26 protein-coding genes and 1 other RNA gene are annotated in these 25,661 nt (G+C 51.1%); 10 read left to right on the forward strand and 17 right to left on the reverse strand.

The annotated features are described in order from the left end of the window. Positions 1 to 13 precede the first annotated feature (13 nt). From A0129_RS02685 to gyrA, 5 genes are read right to left on the reverse strand one after another with little or no spacing between them, the layout of a single operon-like run. Positions 14 to 901 carry a prephenate dehydrogenase gene (locus A0129_RS02685; RefSeq protein ID WP_291712182.1) on the reverse strand — a complete coding sequence of 296 codons (888 nt, stop codon included), beginning with the start codon at positions 899 to 901 and terminating at the stop codon, positions 14 to 16. After that, the gene (gene hisC, locus A0129_RS02690; protein ID WP_291712184.1) at positions 901 to 2,028 is read right to left on the reverse strand and encodes a histidinol-phosphate transaminase; all 1,128 of its coding nucleotides are present in this window, start codon (positions 2,026 to 2,028) and stop codon (positions 901 to 903) included. Before hisC ends, A0129_RS02685 begins: the two co-directional genes overlap by 1 nt. Positions 2,029 to 2,038: 10 nt before the next feature. After that, positions 2,039 to 3,130: a prephenate dehydratase gene (gene pheA / locus A0129_RS02695; RefSeq protein WP_291712186.1), complete on the reverse strand. Its 1,092-nt coding sequence runs from the start codon at positions 3,128 to 3,130 to the stop codon at positions 2,039 to 2,041. Next, positions 3,130 to 4,248, reverse strand: coding sequence for a 3-phosphoserine/phosphohydroxythreonine transaminase (gene serC / locus A0129_RS02700; protein ID WP_291712188.1), 1,119 nt, complete (start codon positions 4,246 to 4,248; stop codon positions 3,130 to 3,132). The genes pheA and serC overlap by 1 nt, the downstream gene beginning before the upstream one ends. A 39-nt stretch (positions 4,249 to 4,287) precedes the next feature. Next, on the reverse strand, positions 4,288 to 6,900 hold the full coding sequence (gene gyrA, locus A0129_RS02705) for a DNA gyrase subunit A (RefSeq protein WP_291712190.1): 2,613 nt from the start codon (positions 6,898 to 6,900) through the stop codon (positions 4,288 to 4,290). Between the two features lie 169 nt (positions 6,901 to 7,069). Here gyrA and A0129_RS02710 point away from each other — a divergent pair, with 169 nt between their 5' ends. The 5 genes from A0129_RS02710 to ssrA all read left to right on the forward strand — a co-directional run bounded on the left by A0129_RS02710 (position 7,070) and on the right by ssrA (position 11,040). Continuing rightward, on the forward strand, positions 7,070 to 8,392 hold the full coding sequence (locus A0129_RS02710; RefSeq protein WP_291712191.1) for a TRZ/ATZ family hydrolase: 1,323 nt from the start codon (positions 7,070 to 7,072) through the stop codon (positions 8,390 to 8,392). 75 nt (positions 8,393 to 8,467) lie between these two features. Further along, positions 8,468 to 9,124 carry an outer membrane protein OmpA gene (gene ompA / locus A0129_RS02715; RefSeq protein ID WP_105029654.1) on the forward strand — a complete coding sequence of 219 codons (657 nt, stop codon included), beginning with the start codon at positions 8,468 to 8,470 and terminating at the stop codon, positions 9,122 to 9,124. A 107-nt stretch (positions 9,125 to 9,231) separates the two neighbouring features. Further along, a complete protein-coding gene (gene ubiG, locus A0129_RS02720) occupies positions 9,232 to 9,951 on the forward strand; it encodes a bifunctional 2-polyprenyl-6-hydroxyphenol methylase/3-demethylubiquinol 3-O-methyltransferase UbiG (RefSeq protein ID WP_291712193.1) in 720 nt (239 codons plus the stop codon). A gap of 11 nt (positions 9,952 to 9,962) precedes the next feature. Continuing rightward, a complete protein-coding gene (locus A0129_RS02725) occupies positions 9,963 to 10,619 on the forward strand; it encodes an HAD family hydrolase (protein WP_291712195.1) in 657 nt (218 codons plus the stop codon). Positions 10,620 to 10,656: 37 nt separating this feature from the next. Further along, positions 10,657 to 11,040, forward strand: a transfer-messenger RNA (tmRNA) gene (ssrA, locus tag A0129_RS02730). Between the two features lie 52 nt (positions 11,041 to 11,092). On the opposite strand, the gene A0129_RS02735 is transcribed toward ssrA, so the two are convergent. From A0129_RS02735 to A0129_RS02745, 3 genes are all read right to left on the reverse strand, one after another. Continuing rightward, positions 11,093 to 11,404, reverse strand: a complete 312-nt coding sequence (locus tag A0129_RS02735; RefSeq protein WP_291712197.1) for a c-type cytochrome — start codon at positions 11,402 to 11,404, stop codon at positions 11,093 to 11,095. Positions 11,405 to 11,474: 70 nt separating this feature from the next. Next, a complete protein-coding gene (locus A0129_RS02740; protein WP_291712198.1) occupies positions 11,475 to 12,743 on the reverse strand; it encodes a PQQ-dependent sugar dehydrogenase in 1,269 nt (422 codons plus the stop codon). Between the two features lie 138 nt (positions 12,744 to 12,881). After that, a complete protein-coding gene (locus A0129_RS02745; RefSeq protein WP_291712200.1) occupies positions 12,882 to 13,118 on the reverse strand; it encodes a hypothetical protein in 237 nt (78 codons plus the stop codon). 423 nt (positions 13,119 to 13,541) lie between these two features. Here A0129_RS02745 and rarD point away from each other — a divergent pair, with 423 nt between their 5' ends. After that, entirely contained in the window at positions 13,542 to 14,444 is a 903-nt protein-coding gene (gene rarD, locus A0129_RS02750; protein WP_291712202.1) for an EamA family transporter RarD, read from the forward strand. Here the strand turns inward: rarD and A0129_RS02755 are convergent. Continuing rightward, the gene (locus tag A0129_RS02755; protein ID WP_291712204.1) at positions 14,395 to 15,321 is read right to left on the reverse strand and encodes a LysR family transcriptional regulator; all 927 of its coding nucleotides are present in this window, start codon (positions 15,319 to 15,321) and stop codon (positions 14,395 to 14,397) included. The two genes, rarD and A0129_RS02755, sit on opposite strands and share 50 nt — an antisense overlap. Before the next feature lie 123 nt (positions 15,322 to 15,444). On the opposite strand from A0129_RS02755, the gene A0129_RS02760 reads away from it, so the two are divergent. Both A0129_RS02760 and A0129_RS02765 read left to right on the forward strand, forming a co-directional pair. After that, entirely contained in the window at positions 15,445 to 16,575 is a 1,131-nt protein-coding gene (locus A0129_RS02760; protein ID WP_291712206.1) for an alkene reductase, read from the forward strand. Positions 16,576 to 16,624: 49 nt separating this feature from the next. Beyond that, the gene (locus A0129_RS02765) at positions 16,625 to 16,945 is read left to right on the forward strand and encodes a nucleotide pyrophosphohydrolase (protein WP_291712208.1); all 321 of its coding nucleotides are present in this window, start codon (positions 16,625 to 16,627) and stop codon (positions 16,943 to 16,945) included. Here A0129_RS02765 and A0129_RS02770 read toward each other — a convergent pair. From A0129_RS02770 to A0129_RS02780, 3 genes are read right to left on the reverse strand one after another with little or no spacing between them, the layout of a single operon-like run. Continuing rightward, positions 16,942 to 18,009: a zinc ribbon domain-containing protein gene (locus A0129_RS02770; protein WP_291712210.1), complete on the reverse strand. Its 1,068-nt coding sequence runs from the start codon at positions 18,007 to 18,009 to the stop codon at positions 16,942 to 16,944. The genes A0129_RS02765 and A0129_RS02770 overlap by 4 nt on opposite strands. 47 nt (positions 18,010 to 18,056) lie before the next feature. Continuing rightward, positions 18,057 to 18,893 (reverse strand): S-formylglutathione hydrolase, encoded by an 837-nt coding sequence (fghA, locus tag A0129_RS02775; RefSeq protein WP_291712212.1) that lies wholly within the window; start codon positions 18,891 to 18,893, stop codon positions 18,057 to 18,059. A 1-nt stretch (position 18,894) separates the two neighbouring features. Next, the gene (locus A0129_RS02780; RefSeq protein ID WP_291712234.1) at positions 18,895 to 20,004 is read right to left on the reverse strand and encodes an S-(hydroxymethyl)glutathione dehydrogenase/class III alcohol dehydrogenase; all 1,110 of its coding nucleotides are present in this window, start codon (positions 20,002 to 20,004) and stop codon (positions 18,895 to 18,897) included. A gap of 148 nt (positions 20,005 to 20,152) precedes the next feature. Here A0129_RS02780 and A0129_RS02785 point away from each other — a divergent pair, with 148 nt between their 5' ends. Together A0129_RS02785 and A0129_RS02790 are read left to right on the forward strand one after the other, a co-directional pair. Continuing rightward, a complete protein-coding gene (locus tag A0129_RS02785; RefSeq protein ID WP_291712213.1) occupies positions 20,153 to 20,734 on the forward strand; it encodes a sigma-70 family RNA polymerase sigma factor in 582 nt (193 codons plus the stop codon). Continuing rightward, positions 20,731 to 21,366 (forward strand): DUF1109 domain-containing protein, encoded by a 636-nt coding sequence (locus tag A0129_RS02790; RefSeq protein ID WP_291712215.1) that lies wholly within the window; start codon positions 20,731 to 20,733, stop codon positions 21,364 to 21,366. The genes A0129_RS02785 and A0129_RS02790 overlap by 4 nt, the downstream gene beginning before the upstream one ends. Before the next feature lie 19 nt (positions 21,367 to 21,385). On the opposite strand, the gene A0129_RS02795 is transcribed toward A0129_RS02790, so the two are convergent. From A0129_RS02795 to A0129_RS02815, 5 genes are all read right to left on the reverse strand, one after another. Then, positions 21,386 to 22,009: a 2OG-Fe(II) oxygenase gene (locus tag A0129_RS02795; RefSeq protein ID WP_291712217.1), complete on the reverse strand. Its 624-nt coding sequence runs from the start codon at positions 22,007 to 22,009 to the stop codon at positions 21,386 to 21,388. A gap of 66 nt (positions 22,010 to 22,075) precedes the next feature. Beyond that, positions 22,076 to 22,987: a chemotaxis protein gene (locus A0129_RS02800; RefSeq protein WP_291712219.1), complete on the reverse strand. Its 912-nt coding sequence runs from the start codon at positions 22,985 to 22,987 to the stop codon at positions 22,076 to 22,078. Positions 22,988 to 23,102: 115 nt separating this feature from the next. Beyond that, positions 23,103 to 23,957, reverse strand: coding sequence for a hypothetical protein (locus A0129_RS02805; protein WP_291712222.1), 855 nt, complete (start codon positions 23,955 to 23,957; stop codon positions 23,103 to 23,105). Between the two features lie 146 nt (positions 23,958 to 24,103). Beyond that, positions 24,104 to 25,090: a succinylglutamate desuccinylase/aspartoacylase family protein gene (locus A0129_RS02810; RefSeq protein ID WP_291712223.1), complete on the reverse strand. Its 987-nt coding sequence runs from the start codon at positions 25,088 to 25,090 to the stop codon at positions 24,104 to 24,106. A gap of 103 nt (positions 25,091 to 25,193) precedes the next feature. Next, positions 25,194 to 25,661, reverse strand: a 468-nt coding sequence (locus tag A0129_RS02815; RefSeq protein ID WP_291712225.1) for an MMPL family transporter, incomplete at its 5' end; no start/stop codon positions are given.

Raw genomic sequence — 25,661 nt, forward strand, 5'->3', positions numbered from 1 at the left:
AAATTGGACTGAATTAATTCTGCTTCCAGCGACTGCGGTATTCAGACGCCTGACCCAGAATGCGCTCCAGAGTGCTTCGATCGCCGCTCTCTATTGCAGCGCGCAAACTGGCAATATTCGCTTCAAATCCGCTCAGCATCTTTAACAAAGCGGCGCTGTTGTTTTGAAATATGTCTGCCCACATCTCGGGTGAACTGGCCGCGATCCGGGTGAAATCCCGATAACCCGCCCCACCCTCTTTCATGAAATCAGCGCCTTTGGGGTGCCCGAGTACGCTGGCTACATAACTGAACGCAAGCAAATGAGGGAGGTGACTGACAGCACCAAACATTTCGTCATGGTCCATGGCATTCATCGTGCTCAATTTGGCACCGATGGAGGACCAGAAACTTTCGACTTTTTTCAAACCGACGGGGTTGGTTTGAGGAAGAGGACACAACACACAGTTGCGCCCCTCGAACAAATTCGCCACCGCCGCAGCCGGTCCGTGCGATTCACCGCCTGCGATTGGATGGGACAACACAAACCTGGACTTCAAGCCGGGAAACTGTGGCTCAAGTTCTTCCAGCATCAGGGCCACATCCGACTTGGTACTGCCGGCATCAAAAATCAGGCAATTTGGCGGCAGAGAGGGCAAAAACTGGGTAAGTACCTGCTTGTACTGGCGAACGGGGATTGATAACACAACGACATCCACATTGCGCACATTCGAATCGCCCGGCCCCGCAATACACTCGTCCACGATGCCCAACTTCAGGGCCTCATGGGCTGTTTCAAGTTTGCGAGAGTAGCCCAGTACATGCCCAGCCAATCCTTTTTTCTTGGCAGCCAAACAAATTGACCCACCAATCAAGCCAACACCAATGGCAAGCATTCGGCTGAAGATAGCGCCCTTGGCCATCACGACGCCTGCGCGCTGGCCAGTGCTTTGGGCAAGGCCACCAAAAAGGCTTCATTTTCATGAGGAAGGCCAACGGACACGCGCAACCATTGCGGCAAACCATAGCCATTGACAGGACGAACGATCACGCCCAAACGCTGAAGGGCATCAAACACCTTTATACCGGCGTCATCAGTATTGCCAGCCTTGAACAATACAAAATTGCCATAGGAAGGCACGTACTCTAAACCGAGGAACTTCAACCCACTTTCGATCTGCTCAAGCCCCTTGAGATTCACCTCATAGGTTTGTTGCAGGAATTCGACATCATCAATTGCGGCCTCTGCCGCAGCAAGTGCCAATGAATTGACATTGAAGGGCTGGCGAACGCGGTTCATCAAATCGGCCACCTCAGCGCTGGACACTGCATATCCCACTCGCAAACCTGCCAGGCCATAGGCCTTGGAGAAGCTACGTGACACCAGCAGATTGGGGAATTGTGCAACCCACTGGGTGGAATCATACTGATCCTCGGGTTTCAGAAATTCGTTGTAGGCCTCATCAAGCACAACCAGCACATTCGATGGCACCTGCTTCAAAAAGGCAAGCAACTTTTCCTGCGGCAGAAAGGTACCTGTCGGGTTGTTGGGGTTAGCGATGAAAACCACACGGGTTTGTGAATCGATTGCATTCAAAAACCCGTCGAGATCGTGGGTAAAACACACCGCAGGAACCACCTTCGACTCGGCACCACAACCCTGAGTAGCCAGAGGATAAACCGCGAAAGCATACTGCGAAAACACGGCATTGGTGCCCTGCGTTAGAAAGGCTTTCGCTGCCAACTCCAACACATCGTTCGACCCGTTGCCCAAGGTGATTTGTTCGGATTTCACGCCATGACGAGTGGCCAATTTGGCTTTCAAGGCAAAACCATTTGCATCGGGATAACGGCCCAGATCCATCGCAGCCTGTGCAATAGCTGCCTTGGCTTTTTCACCCAGCCCCAGTGGATTTTCATTGGAAGCAAGTTTGACCACCGTATTCGGATCGAGGCCCAATTCACGGACCACATCGGACACTGGCTTGCCAGCCTTGTAAGGGGCAATGGCACGAATAAATTCAGGAGATTGCTCGGTCAGTTTTTGCATGGTGCTGCTTTCAGTTGCGTTGTGCTGCCGGGTATGAACCCAGCACTTTCAAAAAGGATGCATTTTTTCTCAATTGATCCAGGGCCTTGGCCACGGCAGGCTCAGTTTGATGACCTTGCAGATCAATAAAGAAATAGTATTCCCAGCGTCCGTTGCGTGCAGGTCGAGACTCCAGTCGGGTCATGGAAACATTCTCGGCATTAAACGGTTCCAGCATTTTGTAAACAGCCCCGGGTTGATTGGGCACTGAGGCAACCAAACTTGTTTTGTCCTGCCCGGAAGGCCCTGTAATTTGATTGCCCAAAACCAGGAAACGAGTGGTGTTGTGCGCATCGTCCTGGATATGCTCTTGAAATGCCTTCAAGCCATAACGCTCGCGCGCCGCTTGGCCTGCAATGGCTGCCACTTTTGCATTTTCGCTGGCCATTTGCGCAGCGACACCGTTGCTGGCCACGGTTTCTTGTTGAATATGCGGTGCGTACTGCGAAAGCCAACCACGGCACTGGGCCAACGCCTGCGGGTGCGCACAAATTTTCTCAATACCGTCCAGTGAGCCGGTTTGACACAACAACTGATGGTGAATAGCCAATTGCACTTCACCACACACCAACGCGCTTGAATCCACCAGCGCGTCCAGCGTGCGAGCAATCGACCCTTCTGTCGAGTTTTCAACAGGCACCACTGCAAAATCCACCTGCTGGGCTTGCAACTGGCGAAATGCTTCTTCAATCGTGTCGACAGGCTCAGCCTGAACACAATGCCCAAAGAATGACCACACCGCCTGTTCGCTGTACGTGCCCAAGGGTCCAAGGAACGCCACATGTACCTCGCGCTCCAGGGAGCGGCAAGCCGACATGATCTCCTTGAACAAAGTGTTGACGTGTTGGGTATTCAAAGGCCCGCTGTTGGCCGCATTCAGTTTGTCGAGCACCTGCGCCTCTCGTTCGGGGCGCATGACTGGGGCATCGGTTTTTGCTTTCACATGGCCGATGGACTGGGCCAGACTCGCTCGCTTGTTCAGCAATACCAGCATTTGCTGATCGATTTCGTCGATCTGATCACGAAACTTCAACAACTCGGCATTGATATCCGGGGTATCCATCAAGCCTCCGTTTTCTCGAAATCGCGCATGAAATCCACCAAAGCTTTCACACCCTCAAAGGGCATCGCGTTGTAGATCGAGGCCCGCATGCCACCCACCGATTTGTGCCCTTTCAGCTGCACCAAACCATGCTCGGCAGCCTTGCTCAGAAAGCTGGCATTCAGCGATTCATCAGCCAGTGTGAATGGCACATTCATGCGGGAACGGTCTTGCCGGCGAACTGGGCAATTGTACAAATCGCTGTCATCGATAGTGTTGTACAACAAGGCAGCTTTTTCCTGAGCTTGTGCTTGCGCCCATGAAACACCGCCCTGCTCAATTAACCATTCAAACACCAAACCGGCAATGTAAATCGAATAGGTGGGCGGGGTGTTGTACATGGAACCGTTTTCAGCCACGGTCCCAAAGGCAAATGCAGAAGGACAAATGGGCAAGGCTCGATTGAGCAATTCTTGATCTACGACAACGATGGTGACACCAGCCGGGCCCACATTTTTTTGCGCGCCACCATAAATCAACCCGTATTTACTCACTTCAATTGGTTTGGACAGAATGTTTGAGGACATGTCCGCCACCACCGGGCAATCCAACTGACTGGCGAGGGTTTCAATTTGTCCGTTGAATTCAACACCACTGATGGTTTCATTGTCGCAATAGTGCAGATAGGCCATTTGTTGACCATTCACTCGGTCGAGTAAGGACGCGCACTCAGGTACGTAACACGCCGCTGCGGTGTTGGCCAGGGCGTTCGCGTTGTCGAGCACCACACGGGCCAGTCCGTACTTCGAAAATTCCTTGGTGGTCTTTTTCGACCAAGCACCTGTATTGACGAATGCGGCTTGCTCAAACCCTTGAAGCAAATTCATGGGCACAATTGCATTCATGCCAACAGCACCACCCTGCATGAACAATACGTCGTGCGAGTCAGGCACATTCAACAGCTTGCGAAAGTCATCACGGGTTTTTTCAAAAATCCGGGTGTATTCAGGGCTGCGATGACTCATTTCCATCACAGACAAACCCTTGCCCTGCCAATCCAGCATTTCCTCGGCAGCCCGACGCAAGACCGACTCAGGCAAGGCTGCCGGACCAGCTGAAAAATTCCAAACTCTAGACATGCTCGCCCTGTGCAATCAACCGTTCAAACCATTTTCAATTCATTCATCAGCAGGTGCTGAATCACCATTCTCTTCGGACTCACCAAGATCCTCAGCGTCTGACTCAACAATGCGCTGCAATCCTGAAAGCCATGTACCCTCGTCCACGCTGATCAAAGTGACGCCCTGTGTTGCACGACCCATTTCACGAATTTCTGATACCCGAGTTCGAACCAGCACACCACCGGTGGTGATCAACATGATTTCATCCGTTGGGTTGACGAGCACCGCAGAAACGACTTTGCCATTGCGCTCCGAAGTTTGAATCGCGATCATGCCTTTGGTACCGCGACCATGTCGGGTGTACTCGGAAACTGGCGTGCGCTTTCCAAAACCGTTCTCGGTGGCGGTGAGCACGGACTGCTGTTCACTTTCTGCCACCAGCATGGCAATGACTCGCTGCCCTTCTTCAAGATTCATGCCGCGAACACCACGTGCATTGCGACCCATGGCGCGCACATCATTTTCATCGAAACGGACTGCCTTGCCGGAATCGCTGAACAACATGACATCGTTGGTGCCGTTGGTCATCGCTGCACCAATCAAGAAGTCACCTTCATCCAAATTCACGGCAATAATGCCGCGCTTCATGGGCCTTGAAAAATCGCTCAGCTTTGACTTTTTAACTGTACCCAGGCTGGTGGCCATGAACACATACTTGTCGTCATCTTCAAAACTTTTTACCGGCAACACCGCAGTGATTTTTTCACCCTCAGCCAAGGGGAACATATTGATGATTGGGCGACCACGTGAGGTGCGCGAACCTTGAGGCACTTCATACACCTTGAGCCAATACACGCGACCTGCGTTACTGAAGTACAAAATCGTGTCATGGGTGTTGGCCACAAACAGGTAATCAATCCAGTCGTCGTCTTTGGTGGTGGCCGCCTGTTTCCCGCGTCCACCGCGTTTTTGAGCCCGGTATTCGGTCAGTGGCTGACTCTTGATGTAGCCGGAATGGGACAAGGTAACCACCATGTCTTGCGGGGTGATCAGATCTTCGGTGCCCAGTTCGGTGGCGTTGAATTCGATCATTGAGCGACGTTCGTCAGCAAACTCGTTGCCAATCGACGTCAGTTCATCTTTGATGATCTGGTTGATGCGCTCTGGCTTGGACAAAATGTCGAGCAGGTCAGCAATCTGATCGATCACTTCTTTGTACTCATTCAAAATTTTGTCTTGCTCAAGGCCCGTCAAGCGCTGCAAACGCATGTTCAGAATTTCCTGCGCCTGCACTTCGCTCAAGCGGTACATACCATCGTCCTGCAATCCCAGGCGGGCTGGCAAACCTTCGGGGCGGAAGGCTTTTGCACCACCCGAATCGCCCAGTTCCGTACGCGACAACATTTCCCGAACAATCGAGGAGTCCCAGCTTTTGGCAACCAGATCTGCTTTCGCCACGGGTGGCGTGGGTGCGGCCTTGATGATTGCAATGAATTCATCAATGTTGGCAAGCGCCACTGCCAAACCTTCCAAAACATGACCACGGTCACGGGCCTTTCGCAGCTCAAATACAGTGCGGCGGGTGATGACCTCACGCCGATGACGGAGGAAATAGAAAATCAGGTCCCGCAAGTTCAACAAACGGGGCTGTCCATCGACCAGCGCGACCATGTTGATACCGAAGGTGTCCTGAAGCTGGGTGTTCTTGTAAAGGTTATTCAAGATAACCTCAGGCACCTCGCCACGCTTCAGTTCGATCACCACCCGGATACCGTCTTTATCGGACTCATCACGGATGTCGGAAATACCTTCAATCTTCTTTTCAGACACCAACTCGGCGATTCGCTCAAGCAGTGATTTCTTATTCACCTGATAAGGCAGCTCGTCCACAATAATGGCCTGGCGGTTGCCTTTGTCCAGATCTTCAAAATGCGTTTTCGCACGCATGACCACGCGGCCGCGGCCGGTTCGGTAGCCCTCTCGCACGCCCTGAATGCCATAAATAATGCCCGCGGTGGGGAAATCTGGCGCAGGAATCAACTCAATCAAGTCATCGACCGTGCACTCCGGTGCGTCAATCGCATAAAGGCAGGCCGCAACCACTTCTTTCAGGTTATGGGGGGGCATGTTGGTGGCCATGCCCACAGCGATGCCTGACGAACCATTGACCAGCAAATTCGGCAAGCGCGCAGGCAACACCTTGGGCTCGCGCTCGCTGCCATCGTAGTTCGGCCCGAAATCGACAGTCTCCTTGTCGATGTCCAGCAGCATTTCCTGGGCGATCTTGGCGAGGCGAATTTCGGTATAACGCATGGCCGCTGCGTTATCACCGTCGATTGAACCGAAGTTGCCCTGACCATCGACCAGCATGTAGCGCAACGAAAAATCTTGTGCCATACGCACAATGGTGTCGTAAACCGCAGAATCACCGTGTGGGTGGTATTTACCGATCACATCACCCACAATACGGGCTGATTTTTTGTATGCGCGGTTCCAGTCATTGTTCAACTCGTGCATCGCAAACAGAACACGGCGGTGTACCGGCTTCAGGCCGTCACGCACATCGGGCAGCGCACGCCCCACGATTACGCTCATGGCGTAGTCAAGGTACGACCTGCGCATCTCCTCTTCAAGACTGATAGGGAGCGTTTCTTTTGCGAATGAATCCATGTTTCTTCTTGTGTTGAATTATTTGACTGAAGGAATAACAATCCTGAGCGCTGCCATTCATGGCGGCGTCACATCTCTGGCGCTACACTTGCAAGCTTTCGATTGTATCAGCCAAAATCGCTGAAACTGGGCGCAATGGTGCGTTCCAAATCATCTAGTGACCCTGCCCATGCAACTGCTTATCCCCCAATGGCTCTTGTGCCTGAACCACACCACTGAAGTGCTTGAAAACCATGCGGTTTTGATTCAGCAAGACCGGATCCTTGCCATTGGCCCACGCGATGAATTGTTGCAGTCACACCCAAACGCAGAAAGGATTGATCTGCCGGGACAGGTGCTGATGCCTGGCCTCATTAACTGCCACACGCACGCGGCCATGAATATCCTGCGAGGTGCTGCCGACGACCTGGCCCTGCATGACTGGTTACAAACCCGGATTTGGCCCCTTGAGGGTGAATTGGCCGATGCTGAGTTTGTGTATGACGGCACAGTATTGGCCGCCGCCGAAATGCTTCAGGGCGGAATCACCACTTTCAACGACATGTATTTTTACCCCGACCAGGTTGTTCAAGCAGCTCTAGATGTGGGTTCACGCGTATTTGCAGGCATCACCGTGATTGAATTCCCGACCCGCTACGCCGCGGAGGCCAAGCAATACATCGAACTGGGGATAGCGGCACGCGACAAATTCAAACATGAAAACACCGTGCATTGGACAATCGCTCCGCATGCACCTTACACGGTGAGTGATGACACCTTCCGGCATATGGCGATGCTGGCCGAGGAGCTTGACTTGCCCGTTCACTGCCATCTGCATGAGACCGCGAGTGAAGTCAGTGATGCGGAAAGCCGGGACGGGACACGGCCGTTTGCCAGGTTTGAACAACTCGGCCTGATTAACGAACGCCTGATGGCAGTGCACGGAGTGCACTTGAACGAGCATGAATTGCTAACGATGGCGGAAAAAGGTGCGACTTTGGTTCATTGCCCCGCATCAAACCTGAAACTCGCCAGCGGCATTGCCCCCGTGGCCAAGGCACTAAAAGCCGGTGTCAATGTAGTGATCGGTACTGATGGTGCGGCCAGCAACAACAAGCTGGACATGTGGGAAGAAGGTCGCTTGGCCTCCCTTCTTTGCAAGGGCGCGAGTGGCGATGCCACCGCCTTCAGTGCGGGTGAATTACTCAAAAGCATGACCTGCAACGCGGCCAAGGCCCTGGGCGCAGACCACCTGATCGGCCGCATCGCCCCCGGCCTGCAGGCGGACCTGATCACAATCGCAATTGGAGAGGCTGCTCACCAGTTACCCAACCACAATCTGGTCTCGAAACTGGCTTACAGCGGGGCTTCCAGGGATGTGAAGCATGTTTGGGTAGCGGGCGTTCAAGTTGTGCAATCGCAACAACTTGTGGGCAAAAGGGCACAATTAGTCGGTGAAATCATGCGAAAAACCCAACGAGTGTGGCAGACTCGTGTCGAGAAAGTTGGTTGAGAGGGTGATAACTATGACAGCCTCTACTGTAAACTATCAACCAGCTTGAACCCCTATTTAACCCAAGGAGCAACAATGAAAAAAATGTCGACTCTCACGCAAGTTCTGATGGCAATGGCCATTGGTACAGCGTCTACAGCCGCTATGGCCCACACAACAGACAAAGGTGAAGGCCTGTCAGGCTATGTAGTGGATGGCAGCGGCAAGGTTGTTAAAGACGGCTCCGGCGAGTGCATCCGCACCAGCTACTTCACAGCCGCTTTGGCAATTCAGGAATGTGATCCTGACTTGATCCCCAAGAAGCCAGCACCAGCACCAGTTGCTGCACCAGCACCTGCTCCTGAGCCAGCACCCGCACCAACTCCAGTGATTACAAAAGTAAGCCTGGAAGCTGATGCCTACTTTGACTTCGACAAGGCCACATTGAAGCAAGGCGGCAAGGACCGCATTGATTCCGAAATCGCCAAGTTGGGTCAGGTTGACCTGAACAGCGTAATCGCAATCGGCCACACCGACTCTATCGGTTCCGATGCCTACAACCAGAAACTGTCCGAGCGTCGCGCTCAGGCCGTGAAGGACTACATGGTCAGCAAAGGCGTAGCTGCTGATCGTATCCAGATCAAGGGCATGGGCGAAAGCCAGCCAGTGGCTGACAACAAGACCAAAGAAGGTCGCGCCAAGAACCGTCGCGTTGAAATCGAATTCAACGCAACACAGAAAGTTGTTAAGTAATTAGCAACCTTCCGTTCTGATCAAAAAAGCCCGGCCTTGCCGGGCTTTTTTGTTTCTTCCTTCAGTTAAACTAAAGCCTGTTGAACACATTCCACGAGCCTTTGACAATGAGCAGTATCGAATCCAACAACAACGTAGACCATGCAGAACTGGCTAAATTTTCGGCCCTTGCCAGCAAATGGTGGGACCCAAACAGTGAATTCCGCCCTTTACATGAAATCAACCCCCTTCGGTTGAACTGGATCGATGAACGCGCAGGCCTGAAAGGCAAACGCGTGCTGGACGTGGGCTGCGGTGGAGGTATTCTGGCGGAAAGTATGGCACGCCGTGGCGCAGATGTTTTGGGCATTGACCTGGCAGACAAGTCGCTGAAGGTGGCTGAACTGCACAAGCTTGAAACCGGTGTGAACAATGTCAATTATCGATTTGTTTCGGCTGAGCAATTGGCCGCTGAAGAGCAAGATACCTTCGATGTTGTGACTTGCCTTGAAATGCTGGAACACGTGCCTGATCCGGCTCAAACCATTCAGGCCTGTGCTGACTTGTGTAAACCGGGCGGATGGCTGTTTTTCTCAACCATCAATCGCAATCCCAAAAGTTTCGTCTTCGCGATTGTTGGTGCAGAGTACGTGCTAAACCTTCTTCCCAAGGGCACTCACGAATACAAGAAATTCATCAAACCCTCTGAATTGGCTCAATATGCACGCCAATCCAAACTGGAATTTGCCGAGATCATTGGCTTGGTTTATAACCCGCTCACCAAAGTTTACAGACTGGCTCGCGACACCGACGTAAACTACATGGTGGCCTGCCGCAAATCCGCCTGAGGAGTGACGGCATGCCCTTGCGAGGAATTCTCTTCGATCTGGATGGCACCCTCGTAGACACGGCTCCAGACCTGTGCGGAACCATTCAAGACATGCAAAGCGATCGAGGCGTTGATATCACGCCCTATCTTGCAATGGAGCACCTGGCCTCTGGGGGCGCACGGGCTTTACTGAAAATCGGTTTCGGACTTGAAATGCACTATCCGGAATTCCCTGCCATGCGTGCGGAATTTCTTGAACGTTATGAGGTCCGAATCGCCCGCGAGAGCGCCGTTTACAGCGGAATTATTCCCCTGTTGAATGAAATTAGGGCCCGCGGGGCGCAATGGGGCATCGTCACCAACAAGCCGTATTATTTGGCAGAGAAATTGGTGCAAGAACTCGGCTTGACCCAGGGATGTAGTGTGTTAATTGGGGGAGACACCGCAGAAAAACCCAAACCCTCTCCCCTGCCCTGCTACATGGCAGCCGGTCAAATGCGTTTACCCACGGAGCAATGTGTGATGATTGGCGATGATGAACGGGATGTCATCGCGGGCCGGGAGGCCGGTATGGCTACTGTGGCGGTTGAATACGGCTACATCGCCAGTCCGATTGAGCAATGGGGCGCTGATGCCATCGTAAAAACGGCCCACGATTTGGCCAAGTGGCTTGAAATTAGAATGTGAGCCCCCACCTCAAGAGTGTTACAATGGAGTTTCCAATGGGGTCGATCTGGTTTCGACGTGGGTTGCAAAGCTATTGGGGCGTGTCGAGGATCAGTTACCTCGTAAATCCATCTGAAAAACTTTAAACGCAAACGACTCTTCGTTTAGCCCCGAACTCAAACTGGCCGCTTAAGCCAGTTTAGTTTGGACTTCCTACACCAGTTCGCCGATGGACTGGGCGGGGTCAAACCCGCAGTGGGATCATCTACATCGGACCGCTTACCGGAATGCTGCCGGCCGGTAAGTTAAATTAGGTGGATCGCGGATGCTGAAGAATGTCGCTTTTCGTCAGTAGCCGTTAAATTCAAAGAAGACGACTACACACGTAGAACTGGTAGTGGAGGATTTGCGGACGCGGGTTCAATTCCCGCCGGCTCCACCAAATAGAGAAAAAGGCTACCCGGAAAGGTAGCCTTTTTTGCATTTACTTCAACTTACTTCACCGACAAAATATACCGGGCAATTTCAAGCGCATCCTCATCCGTCACACGTGGTTGTGCTGGCATCGGGGTATTTCCCCACACGCCAACACCGCCTGTTTGAATTTTTTTGGCTAACTTTTCAGCAACCCCTTCCTCATTTGCATATTTCAAAGCCACTTGTTGATAAGTGGGTCCATACTTTTTTTTGTTCTCAGCATGACAGGCCGTGCAGTTGTACTTTCTAACCATTTCAGGGCTTGCCATCGCATTGCCAAACGTTGTCAACATTAAACCTGCGAGCGCCCATGCTGCATACTTCGTCATGAATACTTCCTCCATTGGGCCGCACCACCCCAGCGGGGTGGAACGGCTTTCACTTCTCAATTCGAAAAACTCAGTTGGGTTTGATCTGATAGATTTCACCCTCGTCAGTGGCTACATACAAATTTCCATCGTGACCCTGTACTACCGAACGGAATCGACCCGCAGGCATCGGCAAAGGCATGATGGTGCGCTTGGCTGTCAAGCCGTCTTTGCTGATGTCGAGTAAATCAATGCGGTTACCAACTGGAGTGCCGTGAATACCAATTCCCATGTAGCCCACTGCCATTTTTCCATCCCAGTCTTTCCACTGTTTACCGTTCAGGAAAACACCCGAGGACATGCCTTGGGACAGATTTTCATTGTTCCAGGCCGGTTTCATCGCCTTGGGGTAGGTTTTGGTGTCTGTCATTGGCATGAATGCAGCACGCTTGATTGGCTCCATGGCACCCATTTGGTTGGGGCTGTAACCGCAGTAGGCGTCGGGGCAATCACCGCGCCCACCTACATTCGGCCGGGGATCCCAGCCAGCATTGCCACCATTGGTGAGCACAGTCACTTCATCTGAATGCCAAGGTCCATTCTCCGCAGTCACAGGCTGGTTCGTACCGGGACGAAATGCAATACCTTGGGGATTGCGGTGGCCATAGGTAAACACTCGGGCATCAAAACCCTTGGGCGGCTTGTTGCCGGCAGCCGCCTTGCCGTCACGATCAATTCGTAACACTTTGCCGCCCAGCTTCGTGGGGCTTTGCGGTACGGCGCCATTGTGTGTATCTCCAGTGGTCACATACAGAAAACCGTCACCTGAATTGAAACGGATTCTTCCACCGTTGTGTGCACCAGATGAACCGAAGGGATGATCGCTCGCAGCTGTTTTGTAGGGAATATCATCCACGATATCGGTTCGATCCGAGGTTTTGCTCAAATCAGCATTCACCTTCAACCGAATAACCCGATTGGTTTGGGGACTGGATTTGCTGGACGTGGAATACACATAGACGTATCGGTTGTTCGAAAAATCAGGGTCCACTGCTACACCATTCATGCCAGCCTGACCATCACAAAACAAGTCGGGCATCGAGTCTGCGTATCCTTGGGCATCTTTCATTCCCACCAATTTATTCACGGTCCCGGAGGGCAAGCGAACTGAAAGTCCGTGACATTTCTCGGTAAAGAACATTGCACCATCGGGCAAAAATGCCATGTCCCAAGGGTTTTCCAATTTGGTCAAAACTGTTGTGGCTGTAAGATTGGGCGCTGCTGCGATTGCGACTCCACCCACCGCCAAACTGGCTGAGGCAAAGACTGCGCAGGACAAAAATTGATTAAGCTTCTTCATTTTGTCTCCTGATTCTATGGATAAAGCAAGCGAGCACTCGACGTAACTGCAATTGAGAAAATGCAGCACCATCAAAGTACACCTCGAGAAAATTGCACATATTTAACACTCGGTCAATATGGCCTTACCCGCAAAAAATCATTCAGATTTTGAAGACTTGCCTTTCAGAATCAGGCTAAAGAAGTTTTTGCCCGCGGCGTTTTCACCTTGATCGGAGAGCAAACGCTGAACACTGCATCCCAAGAGCAAAATTGTGGACCCGCTGAAGGCCAACAAGCCTCCGATGAGGGACAATGGCCAACTGAGATCCAGAAGTCGAAGCAACAATGCAACAACTACACTGAGTAACACCAACAAACACACATAGATTTTCATGATCCAACACACCTGTTCAGCTTGTCAGACACTGGTCTCCGGACCAATGAATGCGCACTGCAATGCAAGGTTTCCTTGCCAACAAACAACGCTCACCCGAGCGTACCTGGTTGATCGCCAAAAACTATTGCTGTGATTGTCTGTGTTTTTGGACCAGCGAATATTAATGAATATGGCAATTTAGATCCAGAAAATGTAATGTCGATTTGCGGCCAATTTCTTGACTTTGAACAATCGATTATTCCGACAATGCTAATTTGTACAAATTCCTTTTTTTAACAATTTCGGCATACAATTGCTGCAGCGCAAAAAGCCACTCAAATGTCTATTTTGCGAACTAGACAAAACAAGAATTCTGGTTATCGTTTGGTTTCACAATTGTTTACTTTTCGCCACACCTGATGGGTATCAGCCCAAGAAATCATGCAAAAAGGCATTTTTCTCTCCATTTTGGCTTCGGTGCTGTTCGGCACCATGTACTACTACACCACCCTGCTTGAACCATTGAATGGAGAGGAAATTTACGGCTGGAGAATGTTGCTGACCCTGCCTGTGATGACGCTGTTCTTGATCTTTACCAATGACTGGGGTTTGATCAAATCAATTGTGCTGCGCCTTAAAACCGAGTGGAAGCTTTATCTGGCCTTGCCGGCATCGTCCCTGCTTTTGGGTATACAGCTGTGGTTGTTCCTTTGGGCGCCTTTGCACGGGCATGCCATGAATGTTTCGCTTGGCTACTTCATGATGCCCTTGGTGATGGTATTGATTGGTCGTCTGTATTACAAAGACAAACTGAGTCAACTGCAAAAACTGGCAGTCCTGTTAGCACTACTTGGCGTCACAAACGCAGTGATTCAAGCGGGGGGATTCGCTTGGACTTCTCTTTTGGTGTGCTTGGGTTATCCCTATTATTTCGTGCTGCGATCCAAATTCAAAATAGATCACTTGGGCGGCTTATGGTTTGACATGCTACTGATGTCACCGCTTGCCATTTATTTCGCTCTGAGCGGCGATGGCCTGGATCAAATGACGGGCTTACAACTTCAGCTACCTTTACTGATTGTCTTGTTGGGCGTGTTAAGCGCCTCTGCCTTGATTGCTTACATTCTGTCGAGTCGAATGTTGCCATTCAGTCTGTTTGGCTTGCTGGGCTACGTCGAGCCGGTGCTTTTGGTGATTGTTGCATTCTTGATCGGCGAGTCAATCGCCAAGCAAGAATGGCCTACTTACATTGCCATTTGGCTTGCGCTCGGTTTACTGGCCTTGGAAGGTCTACTCAAGCTTTATAGGAACGAATCACTGCAGACAAATCAGGATCTTGGTTAAACGCCTCTGTAAAAAAATTCACAAAACTACTGATCTTGATAGACGGGCGACGCTCAGGTTGATACACGACATTCAGTGGCAAGGTACTGGGCTTGAACTCGTTCAATATAGTTTTGACACTGCCCTCACGAATGTCGCGACCATAAATCCAGGTGGGCGAGTAACAGATACCCAAGCCCTCGAGAACCCCCTGGCGAATCGCCTCGGAACTATTTGATTGAAAGTTACTGCCCACGCGCACGTTAATAGCGTTGTCTTTGCTGCCGTAAAAAGTCCATTCATTGAAATTGTCAATACCGGTGTAAAGCAGGCAATTGTGCTCACTTAAATCATCAGGTTTTTGTGGAGTGCCATGCCGCGTCAGGTAGTCAGCCGATACGATGACCGCTCTGGCCACAGAACCGATACGTCTTGCAATCAGGCGACTGTCCTTTAGTTCTCCCACACGAAAGGCCACGTCAATGCCTGCTGCAACCAAATCAACAAAACTATCGTCCAGTTGCAGATCAATACGCATTCTTGGATATCTCTCATAGAATGCGGCGAGTCGGGGCACGATATGAATTCGCCCAAAAGCAACAGGTGCAGCCACTCTCAGCAGGCCGCTGACCTCGTGTTCAGCGCGATGCACTTCACTGCGAGCCTCTTCCAGAGTATCAAGCACCTGCCGGCATCGTTGATAGTAGAGACGTCCCGCCTCTGTCAATGAATGGCTTCGAGTGGATCGAACCAGTAACAAGGCACCAACATCAGCCTCCAAAGCCTGTACCTGTTTGCTAATCGCTGACTGAGTTGTGTGGGCCTGCCGGGCCACCGCCGAGAAGTTGCCTGTTTCCACCACCCGGACGAATGTTTCCATCAACTTTAAGCGGTCCAAGGTTTGATTCCTTTGTATATTCCCCTGAGGAATAAATACTATAACAACTGTTCCGTAGATCTGTGAACTTTGAATGCGCATAATGGGCGACATTGCACTGCAACACAAGAGGAGTACCAGCGAATGAATGCACCCACACCACATGTGAATGAACAGATTGCCAACGTGGATGATTTGACACTGTTTCAGCCTGGAAAAATCGGCGGTATCGAGGTGAAGAACCGGGTGGTCATGGCCCCATTAACCCGTTGTCGATCAGACGAAGCATCCGGCGACATTCCCGGCAGCGACATGAACATTGAATACTACCGGCAACGAGCCAATGCAGGCTTGATCATCAGCGAAGGAACACAGGTTTCGCCCGCCGGGAAAGGCTATATGGCGACTCCCGGAATATATTCTGAAGCACAAGTACAGGGCTGGAAGGCGATTACCGAGGCCGTGCACGCGGCAGGCAGCAAGATTATTGCCCAGATTTGGCATGTTGGCCGTATCACACACCCTGACCTGACTGGTGGATTGGATCCAATTGCCCCGTCTGCCATCAAACCCAATGTGGTTGCCTACACCCACAATGGAAAAGTGGACGTGCCGGTGCCTCATGAACTGACCGCAGAGGAAATCAAAGTGGTCGTGAACGAGTATCGCCAAGGTGCGGCCAACGCTATCAAGGCTGGCTTTGATGGCGTGGAAATTCACGGCGCAAATGGTTATTTGATTGACCAGTTTTTGCGTGACGGCGCCAACAAACGTACCGATCAATACGGTGGCTCTTTTGAAAACCGTGCTCGATTTGCCCTCGAAGTGGTCGATGCAGTGATTGCTGAAATTGGTGCAGACAAAGTTGGCATTCGGCTTTCACCAGTAACGCCATTCAACGATTTGAGCGACAGCAACCCTCAAGCGGTATTTGGCTACCTGATTGAACAACTGAACCATCGAGGAATCGGTTTCATTCACATGATTGAAGGCTCGACTGGCGGTGACCGCAACGTGCCGGGTTTCGATTATGCATGGGCCCGTAAAACATTCAAAGGCACTTACATCGTGAACAACGGTTACACCCGTGAAATGGCGATCAACGCTTTGGAAACGGGCTGGGCCGACGCGGTTTCTTTTGGCCGGGCATATATTGCCAACCCAGATCTGGTGCAACGCCTGAAACTGAACGCCCCCTTGGCACAGGGCAATCCGCAAACTTATTACGCGCCAGGACCAGAGGGCTACATTGATTACCCATCACTTGCCGCATAAATGAAAAACGCCAGCCAAAAGCTGGCGTTTTTTTTGATACTCTCAGGGCATGAGCACAGACAGCCTCAAAAAACTTCAACAACAATTGATCGAATTTTCCAATGCGCGACATTGGGAAAAATTCCATTCTCCAAAGAATCTCAGCATGGCATTGTCGGTCGAAGTGGCCGAATTGCTTGAACACTTTCAATGGCTAACCGAAGAAGAATCTCGAAACGTCGAGACTCACAAGCTCGACGAAATCAAAGACGAGGTTGCAGACGTGCTACTTTATTTGCTACAAATTTGTAACCAGCTACACATTGACCCCATTGACGCAGCCCAAAAGAAACTGATCAAAAACGCGCTGAAATACCCTGCCCCAGACTAAGACTGTGCCGACTGCTCGGGGAGCTCTGGCAAACGCGCGCAAGTTCCACAGGTATGACAGTACTTCGAAAAGGTGCTTTTGCGAGAATGACAGGCGGTGCACTTGTCATGAAGACCGATTCCACAATGTGGGCAAAAATCAATACTTGGATCTTTGAGATCGACTGCTCGTTCACAGCCAGGGCAAATCCCTTTGAGCAAACGCGACAGCGCGGTGTCGTAATCCAGAACCTCACGTCGCTTTGTTTCCGGCTGAGCTTCGGCCAATCGCTGCTGCTCCAGATAGCGGTTCAAGGCGAGAATGGCCTGACGCCCTACCAGCACCGTGATCAGGATGCCAACAAGGTAACGAATGTAACCGCCGTAGCTGGGTAAATAAGGTACCAGTTCTACAAAAAATACAAACAAGGCAAAATAAATAAAACCCCACACAAACGGCCAATACGTACTTTGACGTTTGGTTTTATACAGCCAGCCTGCCACCAACAGGAGGGGTAAGGTCAACGCGAGGCGATAAGCGAAAACGCGCAGTTCCTGGCTTTGAATAGCCTGAGTAAATTCACCCTGCGCGGCACGCTCCAGTTCGTTCAAACGTGATTGAGCCTTCCGGTTTGCCTGCTGTGCATCCAGCAGCAGCTTCTGCTGCATTTCCAACTGAGCCAAGGCCACTCGTTCCAGGGCCTGTAAATTGTCAACGCGCTCGGTTCTTGCAATCAGTTCTTTGTCCTGTTCAGGCAGCGCGGTGGCTTTACGGGTTGCCACCCATGCCATAAACTTCTCGCGTTCGGAATCGGTGTCCGCTTCGGCAGCACTGTGTTTCAGCCTCGACTGCTCCAGAGCATCACTGACCTCACGCTCATTCAGTTCCGTCTTTCGGATCTGCTCGCGAACTGCCTTCAGTTCGATAGGATCCATGAAATCTTCGAGCGTTTGAGTTTGCTCAATTTGGGGTAGATCGCCCACGAGCGTGCCGCCCAAACCGATCAAGAACCATGCAAAAACCACTGCAACAAGCCACAGACCGCGACGAAACCATTTTTCCGACAACCTCAGTGATTTGCTCATCTGAATCTCATCCTGTTTTTATATGGTTTCAACAACGCGCGACGGGCTTATTTCAGATACCGCGCATGAAAACGCAGGTGATCTTCAATGAAGGTCGCAATAAAGTAATAGCTGTGGTCGTACCCCGCCTGATAACGAACTTCGGCTTGATAGCCTGTTTCCTTTAATGCAGCCTCCAACAATTCAGTTTTCAATTGAGAAGCCAGAAAGTTGTCTGCCAATCCCTGATCAATCAGCATAGGCAGTTGTTCGGCGCCTGCGCGAATCAAGGCCACAGTATCATGGCGTTGCCACGCAACCGGGTTTTCGCCAAGATAGAGCGTCAACGCTTTTTGCCCCCACGGGCACTGCATTGGACTCACGATGGGGGAGAAAGCACTAACAGACTCATAGCGATCCGGATTATTCAATGCAATCGTGAGCGCGCCATGCCCGCCCATCGAATGGCCGAACACTGACTTCAGCCGACTGACGGGTAAGTGTTCTTCAATCAGGGTCGGTAACTCATCAACAACATAGCTGTACATTTTGTAGTGTGCGTGCCAAGGTACCTCGGTCGCATCGACATAGAAGCCGGCACCCAATCCAAAATCGTAGGCCTTGTCGGCATCATCCGGTACATCTTCGCCACGGGGGCTGGTGTCAGGCATGACCACAGCAATGCCCAACTCAGCCGCAACTCGCTGGGCACCTGCCTTGGTAGCAAAGTTTTGATCAGTACAGGTCAATCCAGATAACCAATAGACCACAGGTACCCTTTGCCCCGCCTGGGCTTGAGGCGGCAAATATACACTGAACTGCATGGTGCAGTTCAGTGTGTGGGACTGGTGTTCATACTGGTTTTGCAGACCACCGAAACATTGAATACTACTGAGTAGTTTCATATCAGAAATGGATCACCGTGCGAATGGATTTGCCCTCGTGCATCAAATCGAAGGCCTCATTGATGCGTTCCAAAGGCATGGTATGAGTGATAAAAGTATCCAGATCAATTTCATCATTCATAAAACGGTTCACGTAACCTGGAAGTTCGGTGCGGCCTTTCACGCCACCAAAAGCGCTACCACGCCAAACCCGGCCCGTAACCAGTTGGAAAGGACGGGTGGAAATTTCCTGCCCAGCGCCCGCGACGCCGATAATGACGGATTCACCCCACCCCTTGTGACAGCACTCCAGGGCAGATCGCATCACATTGACATTGCCGATGCACTCGAATGAGAAGTCGACACCACCATCGGTCATTTCTACAATCACTTCCTGTATCGGTTTACTGTAGTCCTTGGGATTCACAAAATCAGTCGCACCCAATTTCTTGGCAATTTCGAACTTGTCCGAATTGATGTCAATTGCAATGATTCGGCTGGCTTTGGCCTGCACAGCACCGATAATCGCTGCCAAACCAATTCCACCCAATCCAAAAATCGCTACAGTGTCGCCAGCCTTGACCTTGGCAGTGTTGTGCACAGCCCCGATACCCGTGGTGACCCCGCAACCCAGCAAGCACACCTTTTCAAGTGGCGCCTTTGGATCAATTTTTGCAAGTGAAATTTCCGGGACGACAGTGTGCTCCGCAAAAGTCGAAGTACCCATGTAGTGATAGATCGGTTTGCCGTCCTTGGAAAAACGAGTGGTGCCATCGGGCATCAAACCTTTGCCTTGCGTGGCTCGAATGGCTTGACACAGATTGGTTTTACCAGAGGTGCAAAATTTGCAAACCCTGCATTCTGCGGTATACAGCGGGATCACGTGATCACCCACCTGAAGACTTGTCACGCCTTCTCCAACAGCTTCAACGATTCCGGCCCCTTCATGACCAAGAATTGCCGGGAAAATTCCTTCAGGATCATCCCCTGACAAGGTGTATGCATCTGTATGGCAGACCCCTGTGGCAACTATGCGAACAAGAACTTCGCCCTTTTGAGGAGGCATCAAATCTACCTCCTCGACTGATAGTGGCTGGCCTGGTCCCCAGGCTACCGCGGCGCGGGTTTTAATCGATTGCAACATGTTGTTCCCCCAATGCTGGCGAGTGTGTGATACGAACCCCATTATAGTAGGCGTTCTTGGTCACCCCGCAGCCTGCAAGCCGCAATTGAAGTGTGGTAGTGTCTGGAAACAATTAAAAGCATGTCTTTGTAACCGAATGACTTCTCCCAGCGAATCCAATTCTGCACCCCCTCAGGATGACTTTGAGCTGTCGCTCAAACCCCTGTGGATACGCGCGCAAAGTGGGGATAACGCTGCTTACCGGGAAGCGCTGTCCAAGATTGCCCAGCGCCTGCGACGTTTTTACGGGCGCAGGCTTCAGGCCTTGCCTGACGAGGTGGAAGATTTGGTACAAGAGACCTTGTTGGCTTTACACATTCAACGAGGCACTTATGACGAGACATTGACCGTGAGTAGTTGGGTGTTTGCGATTGCAAGGCACAAGTTGGTGGATTTGTGGCGTAGACGCGGTCGACGAGACAATTTTAATGATTCTCTTGATGAGTTGACCGAGGATCAACATCCGTTCACGCAAGAGGAACTGCCTTCGAAACGCGATTTGGCAGTACTGCTTGAACAACTGCCGGCATTGCAAAGACAGGCCATCCTACTGACCAAAATTGAAGGTCTGTCGATGATTGAGGCCTCTGAGCGCAGTGGTATATCAGTGGCGGCTTTGAAGGTGCAAGTGCATCGGGGATTGAAACAACTGACAGCTTTGGTCAGGAGTGAAATATGAAGACAGACGATCTGATTACCATGATTGCCAACCAGGCTGGTCCAGCTCCTAAAGTATCTGTAATGAGTCGCTTGGTGCCTGCAGCTGTGGCCGGAGGCCTTATTGCCGCGGCTATCGTGTTGGGCATTCTTGGGCTGATACCGAGTGAGATGTTTTCTGAGTCAGGCCCTTGGATAAAAATTGGCTATGCCAGCGCCTTGGCAATCTCGGCTGGTTGGCTGTTTGCTCGTCTGGGTAGACCAGGTGCATCTGGCAAACAAGCGACTTCTGCAGTGGTTGGTGTAGTGTCGATCATGCTAATGGCAGGGATACTGTCGTACTTGGGCACGCCTGTTTCTGAAAGGGCATCGGCTCTCTTGGGGCATTCCTGGCTGGTCTGCCCTTGGGCCATACTGGCACTGTCACTTCCAGTGATGGCAGGCTCCTTTTGGGCCATGCGAGGATTCGCGCCTACCAAGCTGGTTTACTCTGGCGCAGCTTGTGGGCTGTTCTCTGGTGCTGTGGCCGCTTTGGTTTATGCATTGGCGTGTACGGAACCCGCTGCACCCTTTATCGCAGTCTGGTACACCTTGGGGATAGCGTTGTGCGGTGTGTTAGGTGCCGTTCTGGGGCCCAAACTATTACGCTGGTGACCCCTCGGTGTCGGGCGCTTCAAGCAGGAGGGTCAACACGCAGTGTGTTCGACATATTGACTCGATACCAACCTGCGATACTGTAGCGATGGCGCTTGGCTGGACGCACTTCATGCGGAAAATCCTCACTGAGGAAAACAGCCAGGGTGCCCCCCTGCGGCTTCACAGTTTCCAGAATGGTACCTGTCCCACGGTCGCAATACAGAATCATCTCACCACCATCTTCTGGACCCCATTCAGGGTTCAAATACAGCACGACCGACAATATCCGGTTTGCCTGTCCCTTAAACGCGTCTAGATGAGTTTTGTAGAAAGCTCCTGGGGCGTAATGCGCAAAATGTGACTCAAAAGAAAACAAGCCCAGCATCAAGCTGCGATTCAGGTGTTGCTGCAACTGCGCACTGAATTCAAGCCACTGCGCCGCAGCACCCCCTTGCGTGCTTTCAATCCACGCAATTTCATCGCGCCGAATTTCGTGGTTGGCTTGTAGGTCATTGGCCCGTCCAATCCCGGCCTGTTTCAACGCCTCAGAAGGTATCGAAGCAAATACGTTCAAAAGTTCCGAAATCAAACGAGGCGGCAGTGCATCTTTCTGAATGCTGTAACCTTTCGACCGAAGGTCATTGGCGATTAATTCAAACATGACACTTGCACCCAAAAAACACTCACATCGAATGAGCGAAGTGTAACGCTTTAAAAATAGCTTGGATCAGGCGTGCGCCAAAAGCTGACCGATGGCGTTGGAAAGTGAGGTCGAATCAAACTTTTTAACGTAAATGTTTACCCCGGCTTCAATGCCTCGTCGAGCGTTCTCTTCAGAGGTCAATGATGAGTACATGATGATTGGAATATTCTTGAATCTTGGATCGCTTTTCAGTTTTCTGGTCAATGTGCACCCATCCATGATTGGCATTTCTTCATCTACCAACACCAAAGAAACCCGCTCTTCCAAATCTTCTGCATTCTGATTCGCACTGGAAGCAATCGCCAACAACTTCTGTTCGGCCTCAACACCATTGACCGCATGGCTGTGTTTCAAACCCATGGTGTCTAACACTTCACTGATTTTTCGGCGTGCCACAATCGAGTCATCTACAAAGAACACCGGTCCAGCCTTATTCAATTCAAAGCCCGTACTGACAGGTGTCGCATCCTTTTCGGGCAACACGCGGTGGCATACGCTCTCAATATCCACCAGAGAAACAAGGCTGCCATCCTCGAGCATCACTACGCCGAACACAGATCCCTCCTCTGAATCATACTTTTGCGGAGGTTTCACATCTGACCAGGGCACTCGAATAATTTTGTCAACATCGGTTACGGCAAAAGCCACAGAGCGAGAAGCAAATTCAGAAATAATCATTTTGGAGTTAGGCTCGCCATTGGACATGCCAATGGCATCTCCAAGCGAGACAACAGGTAGTACCTGCCCCCTCAGTGAAATCACGCCATTCATGGCGCCTTGCTGGCCGGGAATCTGGGTGACTAGCGACAGCTCAGTGACTTCCCGAATCTTGAATACATTCAGACCGAAAGTTTCCGGTCCACCCAGAGAGAAAAGCAAAATCTCGATCATCTCGGTGGATGATTCGCCTGGGGACTGTTCGTGATTGTAGTTCATGACTGGATTAGCCGTTGACGTGGTTCAGTCTTTATTCTGAACCAAGTCATCACGAGTCAAATCCTTAGGAAGGGGGATAAAAGCAGTCTTTTAGGCCTTTAAAGATACTGCCTGCCTAGCCGAGATAAGCTGACAATTCCTCTCTGGGATCTGCGAGCAAGGGGCCCAATTGAGGCAAAGAAATTGAACCAATCGGCTGCCCCACGGCTTCCATCAAACCGTTCAACACTTCCGCCGACTTGGCATAGTAATCAATGGCCAACAAAGGTTCGGCGGTTGAACCGAGTAATTCAACACCCGTTGCATCAATCGAGTCTGACAACAGCTCACGACCCACGCCTGCAACGTTCTCTTGTAAAAAATCTCGAATCTCAGACCCGAGAGCCATGCCAGTGTCTACCAGCAACTCGCGAAACTCACCCTGACGACTACCGTCAAATGTGTCGCCGAACTCCTGCTGGGACGCTTCAGCCTGCGCAATCGCCTGCTCAATAAAATCGAGCAGGGAAAACACCGAACCACCAGGCTCAATCACATCAAGTGGGTCCTCTGCATTCAAAGTCGAACCCGGAACCACAGTTTGTTGAACATTGGGCAGAACCTCATCCTCCAGCGCCGAGCTTTCGAAACGTGACATCAAATCCGGATTCTCGATGTTGGATTCAATAAAACCATCGGGCGACTCGCTCAAATCCTCTGGAAGATTGGAGGCAGCAGTTCGCACATTTGCAAAAGAAGCGGAGGTGTCTACGAAAAACTTTTCCGGGGTCTGCGAAATCGTCGCACTGTCACTTCGGATACTTGTATCAGTCACATTGGCAAAAGGCGAGCCAACATCAGCATTCTGGGAATCAGGGACAATCGGCAAGGCGTTCAAACTCACCGCGCCATAGGACTGCGCAGTCACACCGCCCAGAATAGCAATCGATTGGTTGGTTTGATCTGAAACTTGACTTTGAATACCACTCATTGTTTTTTCACGCCCTGACACGAGCTTTCATTGAAACAAAAGTGAACCAAAGACTCAATCCGGAAAGTGATATATTTCAATCACTTGTTTGTAGGCATTTGATGCGTTTTATTAGGAAAAATTACTTACTTTCCCCCTCTTAGGGGTTACGCATTGGCCACAGCCACATAAAACCATTCCTGACCAGCTTGTGACAATGTATTTGGAAAAACAATAAAACCATCCCTGCTTGCCCTCACTTCCTCCCCGCTCTGGCGAATGCCAATCAACTCTCCTTTGCGTATTGGATCAAAGCTTGACCAGGCACGAACAAACTGGTCGTCAAAATGTTGCTTGTCGTTGACTTCGACCAAACTCAGGTGTTGATACTCGGTTACTGGAAGCACTGACGGCCCGTCAATCAACTCCAGATGGCACAGAGTGTTCGAAATGGCGACGTAGGCCACATCAGGTCCTGAGGGATCATCATGCTGCCCACACTCCAAGGTCACGGCATATCCACCACTTGAGCGCATACATTCTGTGGTGCCCATACCATAACGCGGGTCGGTATTTAAGCCTTCGCCTGACTGGCCAGTCGCCTTCAGATAGGCCACACGGTTCGCAACGCCTTTGGCATAGGTATCCAGCCAACCATCTACGAACCTGGAAACACCCAAGCGCAATGCCAGGCCACGTTCAGCATTCTCGTGTTCAAAAGACTCCAGAACACTGTTGTTGTTTTTAGGACCGAACAGAGCAAAAGGTACATCGCCTTTTTGGAAACTGTGGATATCCAAGAGCACATCGTGCGAAGCCAAAAGGGGGCACAACCAATTTGCTACATGGTCTTCGAAATCAACTGGGCTGTCAGTGGGAGTCAGGTTTCTGTTGAGATTGCGGTCACCATTACGCTGCTTGCGGTTATATGCGAGTGGGTTGGTAATCGGCACAAAAGTGACCTGCCCTTTCACCAAAACACGTTCACCTGCCTCAAATTCTTGAATCATTTTGAGAATGGCCTTGCTGCCCGACACCTCGTTACCGTGCACAGCCCCCAACACAATCAATTTTGGTCCGGGCTTGAGCGCAGTAAACGTGACTGACTTGAACTGCAATGGATGGGGAATGGCAGGAAGCGCTGGAAACTGCATGGTTGAACAGTGAAAGTAATCAGTGATGCGAGGAGATTACCACAAACCGAAAGGCATAAAAAAAGGGCGGCCTTGGCCGCCCCAGAGTTCGTGACAACACTGATTATTGGCCGGGTGCTTCCACGGAAGGACCAAACCTTTTCTTCACCGCACCAAACGCGAACAGTCGAACCAGCGCGGGGATCAGAATCACTGCACCCACCATGTTCCACAAGAACATGAATGCGAGCAATAAGCCCATGTCTGCCTGGAACTTGATGGCAGAGAAGGCCCACGTAAACACACCCAAGGCCAGCGTAACGGCGGTTAAGGCAACTGCAACACCCGTGGAACGCAAGGTTTCAAAATAGGCATCCTTGAAGTTCAGGCCTTTGGCCAGGAAACTTTCGAGGCGGTTGTAGATATAAATACCGTAATCCACCCCAATTCCAACGCCCAGCGCAATTACCGGCAAAGTGGCTACTTTGATACCAAGGTTCAACTGCACCATAATTACCTTGCACAGTACCTCTGTAATAAAGAGCGGAATCATGATTGCCAGCATGACCCGGAAGCTCTTGAACTCCCACCA

It is taken from the genome of Limnobacter sp. CACIAM 66H1, assembly GCF_001601825.1.
Taxonomy (GTDB): Bacteria; Pseudomonadota; Gammaproteobacteria; order Burkholderiales; family Burkholderiaceae_B; genus Limnobacter.